The 12,801-nt window shown below is 68.8% G+C and carries 10 protein-coding genes; 5 read left to right on the top strand and 5 right to left on the bottom strand.

The genetic code is table 11. From position 1 onward, the window contains the following. Nucleotides 1–111: 111 nt before the first annotated feature. From VSR71_RS02500 to msrA, 5 genes are all read left to right on the top strand, one after another. A complete protein-coding gene (locus VSR71_RS02500; protein ID WP_342912352.1) occupies nt 112–1,182 on the top strand; it encodes a peptidase M29 in 1,071 nt (356 codons plus the stop codon). Then, entirely contained in the window at nt 1,179–1,997 is an 819-nt protein-coding gene (locus VSR71_RS02495; RefSeq protein WP_342912351.1) for an alpha/beta hydrolase, read from the top strand. The genes VSR71_RS02500 and VSR71_RS02495 overlap by 4 nt, the downstream gene beginning before the upstream one ends. 80 nt (nt 1,998–2,077) lie before the next feature. Further along, nucleotides 2,078–3,331, top strand: a complete 1,254-nt coding sequence (locus tag VSR71_RS02490) for an acyl-CoA dehydrogenase family protein (RefSeq protein ID WP_342912350.1) — start codon at nt 2,078–2,080, stop codon at nt 3,329–3,331. Beyond that, entirely contained in the window at nt 3,328–4,869 is a 1,542-nt protein-coding gene (locus tag VSR71_RS02485) for a class I adenylate-forming enzyme family protein (protein ID WP_342912349.1), read from the top strand. The genes VSR71_RS02490 and VSR71_RS02485 overlap by 4 nt, the downstream gene beginning before the upstream one ends. Before the next feature lie 114 nt (nt 4,870–4,983). After that, a complete protein-coding gene (msrA, locus tag VSR71_RS02480) occupies nt 4,984–5,526 on the top strand; it encodes a peptide-methionine (S)-S-oxide reductase MsrA (RefSeq protein ID WP_342912348.1) in 543 nt (180 codons plus the stop codon). Here the strand turns inward: msrA and VSR71_RS02475 are convergent. The 5 genes from VSR71_RS02475 to VSR71_RS02455 all read right to left on the bottom strand — a co-directional run bounded on the left by VSR71_RS02475 (nt 5,454) and on the right by VSR71_RS02455 (nt 12,650). Next, a complete protein-coding gene (locus VSR71_RS02475; RefSeq protein WP_428979334.1) occupies nt 5,454–6,431 on the bottom strand; it encodes a DUF72 domain-containing protein in 978 nt (325 codons plus the stop codon). The genes msrA and VSR71_RS02475 overlap by 73 nt on opposite strands. 147 nt (nt 6,432–6,578) lie before the next feature. Beyond that, nucleotides 6,579–7,820, bottom strand: coding sequence for a cyclopropane-fatty-acyl-phospholipid synthase family protein (locus VSR71_RS02470; RefSeq protein WP_342912347.1), 1,242 nt, complete (start codon nt 7,818–7,820; stop codon nt 6,579–6,581). Between the two features lie 212 nt (nt 7,821–8,032). Beyond that, entirely contained in the window at nt 8,033–8,671 is a 639-nt protein-coding gene (pdxH, locus tag VSR71_RS02465) for a pyridoxamine 5'-phosphate oxidase (protein ID WP_342912346.1), read from the bottom strand. Nucleotides 8,672–8,827: 156 nt separating this feature from the next. Continuing rightward, nucleotides 8,828–9,976 (bottom strand): MFS transporter, encoded by a 1,149-nt coding sequence (locus tag VSR71_RS02460; protein ID WP_342912345.1) that lies wholly within the window; start codon nt 9,974–9,976, stop codon nt 8,828–8,830. A gap of 325 nt (nt 9,977–10,301) precedes the next feature. Further along, a complete protein-coding gene (locus VSR71_RS02455) occupies nt 10,302–12,650 on the bottom strand; it encodes an AsmA family protein (RefSeq protein WP_342912344.1) in 2,349 nt (782 codons plus the stop codon). Between the last annotated feature and the right edge of the window lie 151 nt (nt 12,651–12,801).

Here is a 12,801-nt window from a genome sequence, read left to right as displayed (position 1 = left end):
GCGCCAGGGACTTCAACCAAGTCCGCTGGCAAGCCGCCCTGCAGCGGTGCCGGTCGAGGCGCAAAAAAGAGTGCGGCGCATGCCGCCACGATAACAAGCAGGAGACAAGACATGCTCATCGAGCAGATCGAACACCGCTGGCTGGCGGCGTTCCGGCGCACCCTGGAACTCTGTGCCCTGCAGGGCGCGGAAGTCGTTGGAATTGTAACGGAGTCGCAATCCCGCCCTGTCAACGTGGCCTTGGCCGAGTTGGCGGTGCAGTCGCTGGGTGCCACGCCAGTGCGGATCCAGGTGCCGACGCCTGCACTCAGCGCGCCGGCTCCGGTGCGCTCGACCGGCGCCAGCGACGCGCTGCAGAATCTCGCCCCGGTCGTGGCCGCGTTGTCCCGCTGCCACCTCGTGCTGGACTGCACCGTCGAAGGCCTGCTGCACGCGCCCGAGCTGCCGCTGATCCTGCGCGGCGCGGACGGCGTGGTGCCGCGCATGCTGATGGTCAGCAACGAACACCCGGAGATCCTGGAGCGCTGCCAGCCCGACCCGGCGCTGGAAGGCACCGTGCGCGCGGCGATGAAGCGCCTGCGCGGCGCCAGGGAAATGCGCGTGCACTCGGCCGCCGGCACCGAGCTGCGCATCGGCCTTGCCGATGCCCGCGTGGGCGGCGTCTGGGGCTTCTGCAACAAGCCCGGGCAGGTCTCGCACTGGCCGGGCGGTTTGTGCCTGGCGTTCCCGGCCAGCCGGCAGGTCAACGGCACGCTGGTGCTGGCACCGGGCGACGTCAACCTGACCTTCAAGACTTACCTGCGCGACACCGTGGTCTGCCATATCGAGGACGACTACATCGTCGGCGTCGAAGGACAAGGCGTCGACGCCGACATGATGCGCGGCTATTACCAGGCCTGGGCCGATCGCGAGGGTACGCGCGACGCCTACGCGGTCTCGCACGTCGGCTGGGGCCTGAACCGGGCGGCGCGCTGGGACGCGCTGGCCTTCTACGACAAGCGCGACTGCAACGGCACCGAACTGCGCGCGTTCGGCGGCAACTTCCTGTTCTCCACGGGCGCCAACGAGGTGGCGGGCCGCCATACGCTGGGCCATTTCGACCTGCCGCTGCGCAACTGCACGGTCTCGCTAGACGGCCGCAATGAAGTCGAGGCAGGCCAGCTGGCGGAGGTGCCGGCATGAGCGTGCCCGCCCTCCATAAGCACCCCAATGGCATCGCCACGCTGGAGTGGGGCGACGGCCCGGTGGCAGTGGTGATGCTGCACGGCATCGGCGGCGGTAAGGCCGCGTGGCCGGCGCAGGGCGAAGCGCTGGCGCAGGCGGGCTACCGCGCGCTGGCGTGGGACATGCCCGGCTATGGCGACAGCGCCATGATCGATCCTTACGACTTCGACGGCCTGGCCCGCGCGCTGGCGCCGCTGTTGCAGGCCGAGCGCGATGCCGGCCGGCGCGTGGTGCTGCTCGGCCACAGCATGGGCGGCATGGTGGCGCAGCAGGCGTATGCCGCCACGCCGGCACTGGTCGACGGCATGCTGCTGTCCGGCACCTCGCCCGCATTCGGCAAGGGCGACGGGCCGTGGCAGCGCGAGTTCGTCGCCGCGCGCACCGCGCCGCTCGACGCCGGCAAGAGCATGGCCGAGATGGCGGCAGGGCTGGTGCGCACGATGGTGGCGCCGGATGCCGACGGACCCGCCGTGGCCTTCGCCACCGCAGTGATGGCCGCCGTGCCCGCGCCTGCCTACCGCGCCGCGCTGGGTGCGCTGGTGCGCTTCAACCAGCGCGACGCGCTGCCGCGCATCGCCGTGCCGGTGCTGGCGCTGGCCGGCCAGCACGACACCAACGCCTCGCCCGAAGTGATGCAGCGCATGGCGCAGCGCATCCCCGGCGCCGAATACCACTGCCTGCCCGATGTCGGCCACCTGGCCTGCATGGAGCGGCCGGCGGCCTTCAACACTCCGGTACTCGATTTCCTCCAGCGGCATTTCCCGGTGCGCTGACGCGCGCGCCGGTCCCGAAATACCTGAAAACCAGATCAACGGCGCAGGTCAATATCGACCGGCGCCAAGGAGACCGCGACATGCCATCCGGCCAGCTCGATTTCATTCCTGCCGTCGGTACGGCGGATTTCACCCCGCGCCAGGCGCGCCTGCTGGCGCTGGCCAACCGCCTGGGTCGCGAACGCTTCGCCGCGCGCGCCGCCACCTGGGACCGCGAGGCCAGCTTTCCCTTCGCCAACTACGACGACCTGCGCGAAGCCGGCCTGCTCGCGCTTTGCGTGCCGGAAGCCTTCGGTGGCGAAGGCGCGGACTTCGCCACCTATTGCATGGTGGGCGCCGAGATCGGCCGCTTCTGCGGCGCGACGGCGCTCACGTACAACATGCATATCTGCTCGACCATGTGGACCGGCACGCTGTCCGATGGCATCGAGATGACGCCCGGACAGCGCGCCGAGCACGAGGCCCGCCGCGCCCTGCATTTCGCGCGCGTGGTGCGCGACGGCGCGGTCTACGCGCAGCCGTTCTCCGAAGGCTCGGCCGCGGCCGCCGGCAAGGCGCCGTTCGGCACTACCGCGCGCAAGGTCGAAGGCGGCTGGGTGCTGAACGGCCGCAAGATCTTCGCCTCGCTGTCTGGCGCCGCCGACTACTACGGCATCCTCTGCACCGAGGACCGCGGCGACCAGCATCCCGACATGCGCGATACCCTCTATATCGCCGTGCCGGGCAAGGCCGACGGCCTCACCGTCACCGGCGAATGGGACCCGATGGGCATGCGCGGCACGGTCTCGCGCACGCTGCTGCTCAAGGACGTGTTCGTGCCCGACCAGGAGCAACTGATGCCGCGCGGGGTCTACTACCGCGCCGCGCAGACCTGGCCGGCCATGTTCTTCACGCTGTCGCCGACTTACCTGGGCGTGGCGCAGGCCGCCTACGACTTCACCGTGCAGTACCTGCGCGGCGAGGTGCCGGGCCAGCCGCCGGTCAGGCGCCGCATGTACCCGACCAAGCAGATCGCGGTGGCGCAGATGCGCATCCAGCTGGAGAACATGCGCTCGATCTTCTGGCGCGTGATCCATGAGGCCAGGCCCAACCCGTCCAAGGACGAGCGCCTGCGCCTGTACGCCGCGCACTACACCGTGATGGAAGGTGCCAACGACATCGCGCGGCTGGCGATCCGTACCTGCGGCGGGCAGTCGATGCTCAAGGACCTGCCGCTGGAACGCCTGTACCGCGATTCGCGCTGCGGCGCGCTGATGCTGCCGTGGACCGCCGAGCTGATCCTGGACCGCATGGGCCGCGAAACGCTGTACGAATCCGGCGAGCGCGACGAATGAACGGCACCCGCGTTGGGCCCTCGCGTCCCGGTGCCGCCGGACTCGGCGCGTTGCCGGCCATGCTGTGGGCGCGCGCCGAAGCGGCGCCGCAGCGGCCCGCGCTGCATTACCTCGGCCGCACCTTCAGCTACGGCAAGCTGTGGCGCCGCGTGGAACGCGCCAGCGCCCATCTGGCGGCGACATGGGGCATCCGCGCTGGCGACCGTGTCGGCACACTGTGCCTGAACCATGAATTGCAGCTGGTGCTGCTGTTCGCCTGCGCGCGGGTCGGGGCAATGTTCGTGCCGCTGAACTACCGGCTCGCCGCGGCAGAGCTGCAAACCATCGCCGGCCATGCGCGGCTGGCGCTGCTGTTCCACGATGACGCGCATGCCGCGCTGGCGCTGGACGCAGCCGACAGCCAGTGCCGGCTGGCGCATCTGGAACGGATCATCGACCACCCGGCGCCGGCCGTCGCCAGCTTCCCGCGCGTTGCCGGCGACGCGCCGCTGCTGCTGGCCTATACCTCGGGCACCACCGGCAAGCCCAAGGGCGCGGTGCATACGCAGGCCGGGCTGCTGGCCAATGCGCGCGCCAGCTGGTGGGCGCACGGCATGACGCGGGACGACCACGTGCTGTCGGTGCTGCCGGCCTTCCATGTCGGCGGCCTGTGCATCCAGACGCTGCCGGCGCTGCTGGCCGGTGCGCAGGTGACGCTGCATGACCGCTTCGCGCCCGGCGCGTGGCTGGCGTCGGTCGCGCAAGCGCGCCCGAGCCTGTCGCTGATGGTGCCGGCCACGTTGCGCGCGGTGCTGGAGCATCCCGGCTGGGACGGCGCCGACCTGTCGCCGCTGCGCGGCGTGATGGCCGGCTCCTCGACGATCCCCCGGTCGTATATCGACGCGTTCCACGCGCGTGGCGTGCCGCTCGGCCAGGTCTATGGCGCAACCGAGACCGGACCGGTGTCGGTGGTGCTGAAGCTGGAAGACGCCATGGCGCGGGCCGGCTATGCCGGCTGGGCGGTGCCGGAGGTGACTGTGCGGCTGGCTGGTTCCGATGGCGCCGAGGTGGCGCAGGGCGAAGTCGGCGAATTATGGGTGCGGGGCGCCAACGTCATGGCCGGTTACTGGAACCAGCCCGCCGATGGCCTGCCCGATGGCTGGTTCCGCTCCGGCGACCTGGCCCACCGCGATGCCGACGGCTGCATCGAGGTGGTTGGCCGCAGCAAGGACATGATCATTTCCGGTGGCGAGAACATCTATCCGGCCGAGATCGAAAACGTGCTGCTCGGCCTGCCCGGCGTGCAGGAGTGTGCCGTGGTGGGGGTGGCCGATGCGCGCTGGGGCGAAGTGCCGGTGGCGGTGATCGTGCCGGCGCCGGGCGCCGACCGCGCGCCGCTGGCCCCGGCACCGGTGCGCGAGGCGCTGGCCGCCCGCATCGCCCGCTTCAAGCTGCCGCGGGAGGTGGTGCTGCTCGATGACCTGCCGCGCAGCGCGCTGGGCAAGGTGATGAAGCCACAGCTGCGGGCGCTGCTGGAGTCGCAACGCCAATCCGGCTGACGCGGCGGTCCAGCCGCATGGCCGATGCGCGCGCGCCCGTCTGCGCTTATGCTTGAGGTCCGTGACACCGGACAACCAAGACATAGTCATACATCAGGCAAGGGAGCGGCGCACATGGAACATCGATTGGATACGGCCACGCTGGGCGGCGGGTGCTTCTGGTGCCTGGAGGCGGTCTACCAGCAGGTCAAGGGGGTAGTCGCGGTGGAGTCGGGCTACACCGGCGGCCATGTGGACCACCCGACCTACCAGCAGGTGTGCGAAGGCGATACCGGCCATGCCGAAGTGGTGCGCGTCACTTTCGACCCGTCCGTGATCACCTTCCGCGAGATTGTCGAGATTTTCTTTGCCATCCACGACCCGACCACGCCGGACCGGCAGGGCAACGACGTCGGGCCGCAGTACCGCTCCGTGATCTTCACGCACTCGGAAGCGCAGCGCGCCGTCGCCGAGTACGTGATGCGCGAGCTGGTCGCGGCCAAGGTCTTCGACGCACCCATCGTCACCCAGGTCGAGCCCGAGCAGCCATACTGGCGCGCGGAAGAGGGCCACCAGAACTACTTCCAGGACCACCCGAGCCAGGGCTACTGCGCCTTCGTGATCTCGCCCAAGCTGGCCAAGTTCCGCAAGCAGTTCGCCGCCAAGCTGCGGGTATAGCCGACGCCTACAGCCGTGCGGCGATGGCCTCGGCCAGCCGCACGATGCTCAGCGGCGCGCAGGGTGCGCGCCACGACGTCGGCGATGGCGCCGCGCGTGCCGGGATCGTCGTCGACAATGCGGTCGAACGGCGAGTACAGCTTCTCGGCGTACGCATACGGCCGGCCTGCATGCAGCATCCAGCGCAGCAGCAGCGGCCCGGGGCCGGCTTCATCCATCAAGGCCTGCGCCGCGGCCTGGCGCGGCACCGCCGGCAGCCGGTCGCGCGCCGACAGGCAAAAGCGTGCGCCATGGCGGCGCAGCAGCTTGACATAGCGCGGCGTCAGCAGCGCAGGGTCGCGCAGCTCGACGGCATAGCAGGCATGCGGCGTGATGGACGGGTCCAGCGGCGGCAGCGCACTCAGGAACGCGTCGAGCCGCTCCAGGAATACGCCGCTGTCCGCGAGGCTGCCCATCGGCGACAGCTGGAACAGCAGCAGCCCGCATTTGCCGCCGAGGCCCGCGGTCGCCGGGGCGATGAAATCGCGCACCGCGATCTCCGCATCCAGGAATGCAGCATTGGCGAGCCGGCCGGCGCCGTCCGTACCGCGCAGCCAGGCGTCGCAGACGCTGGCCGGCGCCTTGACCACGAAGCGGAAGCCGTCCGGCACTTGCGCCGCGTAGGACAGGTAGTCCGCCAGCGGGATCGGCCCGTAGAAGCCGCGATCGATCCCAGCCGCTCGCAGCAGCGGATGGCGCGAGTACGCGGCCAGCCCCTTGCGCGACAGCATGCTGTCGCCGTACTCGCCGTCATAGACCAGCTTGTTCCAGCCTGGGTATGCCCACGACGAGGTGCCGAAGTAAAGGTTGGCGGGCAGGCGCGCCGACAGCGCGCGCAGTGCCTCGTCCACGGTCGCGGGTTGCACGCCCTGGGCACGGACGGATTTTGCGGGAGGAGCGGAAGGGTTGGTGCCCGCGCCTCGCACAGGGGCGGGGCCTGGGTGCGGGGCGGGCAAGGGCAGCCCGCCAAACAGGTCTTCGGTCAATCGCTTCGGTTTCAGGTTCGGTATCGTTCAGTCATTGCGCCCGATGGGCTGCCCATAAATATAGCGGCGCGACCACGGCACCGTGCCCGACGACATCCCCGCCTTGTGGCAGACCACCTGGTAGATCGACATCTTGTCGGTCTCGAAGGCATGCGAGCAGCCGGCCAGGTACACGCGCCAGATGCGGTACTTCTTCTCGCCAACCATATCGCGGATGGTTTCGCCCTTCGCCTCGAAATTATCGGCCCAGTGGCGCAGTGTCTGCGCGTAGTGGCGGCGCAGCAGTTCCACGTCGAACGCTTCCAGGCCGCCTTGCTCCAGCGTCTTCAGCACCAGCCCGATGTGCGGCAGTTCTCCTTGCGGGAACACGTAGCGGTCCATGAACTCGGCGCCATCCATCGGCGTCTGGCCGTTGTCGGGGTCGGGCGAGGTGATGCCGTGGTTCATCGCGTAGCCGTCATCGGCCAGCAGGTCGCGCATGCGGCGAAAATACCCGGCCAGGTTCTCCTTGCCCACGTGCTCGAACATGCCGACGCTGGTGATGCGGTCGAAGGTGCCGGTGGTGTCGCGGTAATCCTGCAACCGGATTTCGATGCGGTCGGACAGTCCTGCCGCCTTGACGCGCTCGGTGGCCAGCTCGAACTGGTTTTGCGACAGCGTGATGCCCACGCAGCGCGCCCCGTATTTCTGAGCGGCGCGCAGCACCAGCGCGCCCCAGCCGCAGCCGATGTCCAGCAGCGTCTGCTCTGGCTGCAGCCGGATCTTGGTCAGGATATGGTCGATCTTCTTCAACTGCGCGGTGGCCAGGTCTTCGTCGCCGTTCTCGAAATAGGCGCACGAATACACCATGTTGGGATCGAGCCAGAGCTTGTAGAAGTCGTTGGAGACGTCGTAGTGATACTGGATCGATTCCCTGTCTTCCTGCTTGGTGTGCGAGAAATGCTGCGCCACCCTGGCCAGCGCGCCGCCGGCCCGCCGCTTGGCGGCCGCCGACATGCCGTAGCCGACCTTGATGATGTCGGCCAGCCTGCCGTCAAAATCGATCTTGCCCTGCACGTAGGCCTCGCCCAGGTTGTCCAGGCTCGGCGTCAGCAGCAGCGGCAGTGCCGCGGCCTCGCGCACGGTCAGCGTGACCTGTGGCGTGTCGAAATGGCCAAGGGCATATTCGGTGCCATTCCACAGGCGCAAGCAGACCGGCAGGTTGGCATTGTCACGCAGGTCAGCGATCCAGTTGTCGAGTTGCTTTTCCAGGGCTTGCTTGAAAAACATGCGCTTTACCTCCCGATGGTTGCGGCACGCGCTCGACCGATCCTCCGGACAAGGCAGGTACTGCCCCGAGCCTTGACCCGAGTCCGTCGCGAGCGCTTGCGTAAAAATCACCAAGCGACGCCAATCCCACTTTAGTCGAATTCCGCGGGCAGTGCAGCGCACCCTCGGGAAGCCCCCGGGACAGACCCGTTCGGACCTCCGTGGCCAGCGCGTCAGGGCGACAGGCGCACGATCTGCCAGGCGCCGTCCGGGTGGACGCGATAGACGATGCGGTCATGCAGGCGCGACGGACGCCCCTGCCAGAACTCCATTGCGGTCGGCACCAGCCGGTAGCCGCCCCAGTGCGGCGGGCGCGGCGGGTTGTCGCCGAACTTGCTGCGGTATTCCAGCTCGCGCTGCTCCAGCACGTCGCGGCCGGGCACTTCGCGGCTTTGCTCGGAAGCCCACGCGCCCACGCGCGAGCCGAGGGGACGCGAGGCGAAATACGCGTCGCTTTCGTCGTCGGCAACCTTCTCAACAATGCCTTCCACGCGCACCTGGCGCTCCAGCTGTACCCAGTGGAACAGCAGCGCGGCGCGCGGGTTTGCCGCCAGATCCAGCCCCTTGCGGCTCTCGTAGTTGGTGAAGAAGGTGAAACCGCGGTCGTCGATGCCCTTGAGCAGCACGATGCGTGCCGAGGGCTGGCCATCGGCGCCGACGGTAGCCAGTGTCATGGCATTGGGTTCGGGCAGCTTGGCCGTGACCGCCTCGTCGAACCAGCGCTTGAACTGGCTCATCGGGTCGGGGGCCACGTCGGTTTCGGACAGCGAGCCCAGGACATAGGTACGGCGGAGGTCGGCGAGTTGAGTCATGTCGCAATCATCGGAAAATCGGTCGGGATGCGCGGCGAGCCCCGGGGGCGAGGGCGCAGGTCCGGCTGATTCGAGTATAGCGAATGCTTCGCGGGCCGCATTTGCGCGTCGGCAATGCGTGCGGGCGGCGTCACAGCGGGCAGGGCGCGCCGGGGTTCAAGCCGGGGGCAGCGCCCTGCGTCCCTGGCGCCGCGAGTAGAATCCGGCCGCGCCCATGGCGCCGGCCATCGACAGGAAGATCGGCAGCATGCCGAGCGCCGTGCCGACCACGCCGAAGGTCAGCGGCCATACCACCTGGCTGGTGTTGAGCACCGCCGAGCGCAGCCCCAGCGCCTCGCCCGCGCGTCCGTGCGGCGACACCGTGTGGAGGATGTTCATGACATTGGGCTGCGCGCTGCCCAGTGCCAGCCCGAGCACGAAGGCCAGTCCGCACATCAGCCAGAAATGCGTGACGAACGGGTAGACCAGGTAGGCCAGCGCGCCCACCAGCAGCGCGGCGCGGATGATCTTCCACTCCGACAGGCGGCGCGACACGATTGGCATCGCCACGCGGATGATCAGGGTCGCCATGGCAAAGGCGCCCAGCACCCAGCCGATCGATGACGGCGACAGCCCGATGCGCGAGCCCTGGATCGGGATCAGGAAGGCGTGCAGGTCCCAGGCGGCCGACAGCACCGCGCTGGCGACAAAGACGGCGCGCAGTTCCGGATATTGCAGCAGGTCCAGCGTGGAACGGCGGGTGCCGTCCTCGATGGCGATGCGGCTGGCATTGCCGCCCTGCGCCGGCAGCCGCGGGCGCACCCACTGCAGGCCGGCCTGGCCGACCAGCGCCACCGCGACCAGCACGGCAAAGGCGGGGCGGAAGCCGGCATGCTCGATGACGTAGCCCATCGCCACCGGTCCCAGCGTGCCCGACACCGACAGCCCGAGCGCATGCCAGGTGTAGTTGCGCAGCCGCGTCTCGTTGGTCGAGACCTGGCCGATCAGCAGCTGCATTGCCACCTGGACCAGCATGAAGCCCACGCCGATCAGCGCGCACGACAGGTACAGCGCATCCAGTTGCGAGCCGGCGGTCATCGGCTTGCGCGGGCCGATCTCGTCGATGCGCTTGCCGGCGCGGATGGCCAGCAGCATCGGCAGCAGCGCATACAGCGACATCAGCACGCCCAGCGTGACGGTGGAAGCCTTGAGGGAAATCGCGAACAGCGACACCACCACGCGGCTGGCGTTGAATGCCACGTGGTTGCACACCGTCAGCGCGATCAGCCAGGTGATCGGCGGGACGGCGGCGTGCGGCAGCGACATGGGGGCGGGCGAGTGGCGTCGTGGGACCGCGCTCGTGGGTGGCCGGCGGCCGTGTCGAGGCGGGCAACAAGACGGAAACAAAGGGCGGCCGCAGCCGCGCCTTCCGAAGGATGCAAACGGGCGAGCCCATATCGCATCCGATGCTTGCCATGCTTAAACTTCTTGTAAATGGCCGTTTAATTATGCGCCGCACGTGGGCGGGTTACAACGGCAATCTGCGGCGGGATGTCGCAGCCGGCGGAAGTGTTGCGGTTTCGCTTCAGACAACTGCAGACATGTCGCCACGCGGCGACACTCCCGGCGAGGCGCCGGGGTGCCCGTCGGCTCAACCGCCCTTGTACAGCGCCGCGTCGTTGTTCGGGCGCAATGGTTTGGGCGCTTCGCGCTCGAGCGGGCCCTCCGCGCGTGCAGGGCGGCCGGCCTGCGCCTCGGCCTGTGCAGCGGTGCCGGGCGTTTCCGGCGGGATCGGCTTGCCGGCGGTCATGCCGGCGGTGCCGCCTGTCTGTGGGTCCTTGTAGGTCTTGCCGGGTGGCGGCGCGACCGGGCGCTTGCGCAGGTCTGCCAGCAGCGCGGCGCATTTGTTGCTGTCGCCGCCGGGAGACAAGTCCACCAAAGGCAGCACCGCGGTGGCGACCGGCGCCAGCAGCGCCAGCGACAGCGCGCCGCCGGCACGCAGCGCCAGCACGCCGATGTCGGGGCTGACGCTCGGCTTCTTCATGGTCCCGCCCACGTACAGCGGCGAGCGCAGGGAAAAGACGCGCAGGCCCTTGGAGTCAGGGTGGATGGTCAGTGCCAGCCGCTCGTTGCGCAGGTCGATGCCGCCGGTGGTCTCGATGACTGCATCGTCGGTATCGAGCACGAAGGTGCGCGCGCGTGCAATGCCATTGGTAAAGGCAAAGTCGCTGACGCCGCAGTTGATCTGCACCGGCCTGTCGCCGAACAGCTTGTTGATCACCAGGCTGCCCACGTTCAGGCCGATCGCTTCCAGGATGAACTTGCTGACCGTGCCGTTCTCCACCAGCAGCTTGGCCTCGCCGTTGGACGACCCCAGCAGCGCCCCGACCGAATTGCCGGTGGCCGTCAGCTTCGCGCTCCCATTCAGTTCACCGATGCTGGCGCGCATCAGGTCGACGGTGGGAAACAGCTGCTTGAGTTTCATGTGGCGTGCGGTCATGTCCACCACAGCGCCCATCGGCTCCCGCTTGCCGTCCAGGCGGATGGTCGACACCAGGTTACCGCCGGCGATGCCGAAATTGAGCGGATCGAGCAGCAGCACGCCATCCTGCATCTTCAGGTGCGTGACCAGGTCGGTGATGGGCAGCTCCGCGTCGCGGATGATGCGCTTGCCGGTAAAGTGCACGTCGGCATCGATCTTGTCCCACCGCTCGGTGCGGAACGGCGCCACCGGCAGTGCCTTGTCAGGCGGTTGCCGCACCGGACTGTCCTTGGCCGGGCGCCCGGGCTCGGCGTCGGCGCCGATCAGCGGCGCCAGGTCGGCAAAGCGCAGCTGGTTCGACTGCAGGGTGCCGGCCAGCAGCGGGCGCGGCTCGCGCTTGGTGAAGGTCAGCGTGCCGGACAGGTCGCTGCCGCCGACACGGCCGGTGAACTTCTGGTACTCGTAGATCGAGCCTTCCTTGCGCAGCGTGGCCATCAGCCGGCCGCGTGTTTCATAAGGCGGGGTCGACGGCAGCACCACGCCGGTGAGCGCGTACAGCCTGGCCATGCTGTCGCCGGCCAGCGTCAGGTGGACGTCGACCGCGGCCAGGTGGGCGGGATTGGTAACGGTGCCCTCAATGAGCGCGCGCGTGGTGCCCACGCGCACATCGGCCAGGAACGGGAAGGGCACATCGGTATTGCGCAGGCTCAGCACGGTGCCTGCCTTGCCGCTGGCGTTGATGGTGGCGTCGTTGTAGCGGCCGGTGGCTTTCCAGCGCAAGCCGTAGCGGTCGTTGCCTGCGGTGGCCGAGGCGGGCGGCCCCGACGCGGACGGAGCCGACGCGGACCGCGGGGAAGGCGCGGATGCCGCCGCGCCGCTGGCGGGCGGCCCGGGCTGCACGGCGGACGCCTGCGGTCCGACCAGCGCGCCGTCGCGGGCCTTGTCATAGAGCGGATTGTCGCCGATGGTGTCGAGCTCGGCCTGCAACTCGATCTTCTTTAACTGGTCGGACAACGCCAGGTTGCCGCGCGCCAGCACTACCTCGCCGATATCCAGCTCCCATTTCGAGGGGCCCTTCTTGGGGCCGAACTCGAGCGTCCAGTTGTTGCGCGAATCGGCCAGCCGCTCCAGCCATACCGCCGGGCTGTCGACCACGATGGTGGGCACGGCGATCTGGTGCGCCAGCAGCGGGATCGGGCGCAACACGAAGATCAGTTCGCGGACGGTGGCGAGGTTGGGTTGGCTGCCCCAGTCGGTATTGGCGATGGTGATGTCGCGCGCCGACAGGCGCGGCCACGGCACCAGCGTATGCCAGCCGGTCTCGCCCTCGCCGCGGCGCCAGGTCACGGTAAGGTCGCCGTTGATGGCGAAGGGGCGGCCGATCGCTTCTGAAACCTTGTCGTTGAGCCAGGGTTTGACGCGGTTCCAGTCGAAGGTCAGGAACAGGACCACCAGCAGCGCGATCAGCGCGAGCGGTGTCAGCACACTCCACAGAACGACCTTGCGGCGCATGGTCATGAGGCGGGCTCCTCTATGGCGGGGCAGGTCCGCTGGTACCGGCTGGCCCTCTGAGGCTTGGCTGGGCTTGCCTGGGCTTGCCTGGGGCGGCGAACGGACCACTGCAGGTCTATTGTATAGTTGCGCGCTTCCCGTCTTTGTCGGGGATTGG

Origin of the sequence: Cupriavidus oxalaticus, from assembly GCF_038900635.1 — a bacterium.
In the GTDB taxonomy this organism is placed as follows: domain Bacteria; phylum Pseudomonadota; class Gammaproteobacteria; order Burkholderiales; family Burkholderiaceae; genus Cupriavidus; species Cupriavidus oxalaticus_B.
This window is presented reverse-complemented; position numbering and strand designations above follow the sequence as displayed.

Bases quoted from the DNA above. Each gene is read 5' to 3' on its own strand.
- VSR71_RS02500 (WP_342912352.1), top strand. From the start codon at position 112: ATGCTCATCGAGCAGATCGAACACCGCTGGCTGGCGGCGTTCCGGCGC.
- VSR71_RS02495 (WP_342912351.1), top strand. From the start codon at position 1,179: ATGAGCGTGCCCGCCCTCCATAAGCACCCCAATGGCATCGCCACGCTG.
- VSR71_RS02490 (WP_342912350.1), top strand. From the start codon at position 2,078: ATGCCATCCGGCCAGCTCGATTTCATTCCTGCCGTCGGTACGGCGGAT.
- VSR71_RS02485 (WP_342912349.1), top strand. From the start codon at position 3,328: ATGAACGGCACCCGCGTTGGGCCCTCGCGTCCCGGTGCCGCCGGACTC.
- msrA (WP_342912348.1), top strand. From the start codon at position 4,984: ATGGAACATCGATTGGATACGGCCACGCTGGGCGGCGGGTGCTTCTGG.
- VSR71_RS02470 (WP_342912347.1), bottom strand. From the start codon at position 7,820: ATGTTTTTCAAGCAAGCCCTGGAAAAGCAACTCGACAACTGGATCGCT.
- pdxH (WP_342912346.1), bottom strand. From the start codon at position 8,671: ATGACTCAACTCGCCGACCTCCGCCGTACCTATGTCCTGGGCTCGCTG.
- VSR71_RS02460 (WP_342912345.1), bottom strand. From the start codon at position 9,976: ATGTCGCTGCCGCACGCCGCCGTCCCGCCGATCACCTGGCTGATCGCG.
- VSR71_RS02455 (WP_342912344.1), bottom strand. From the start codon at position 12,650: ATGACCATGCGCCGCAAGGTCGTTCTGTGGAGTGTGCTGACACCGCTC.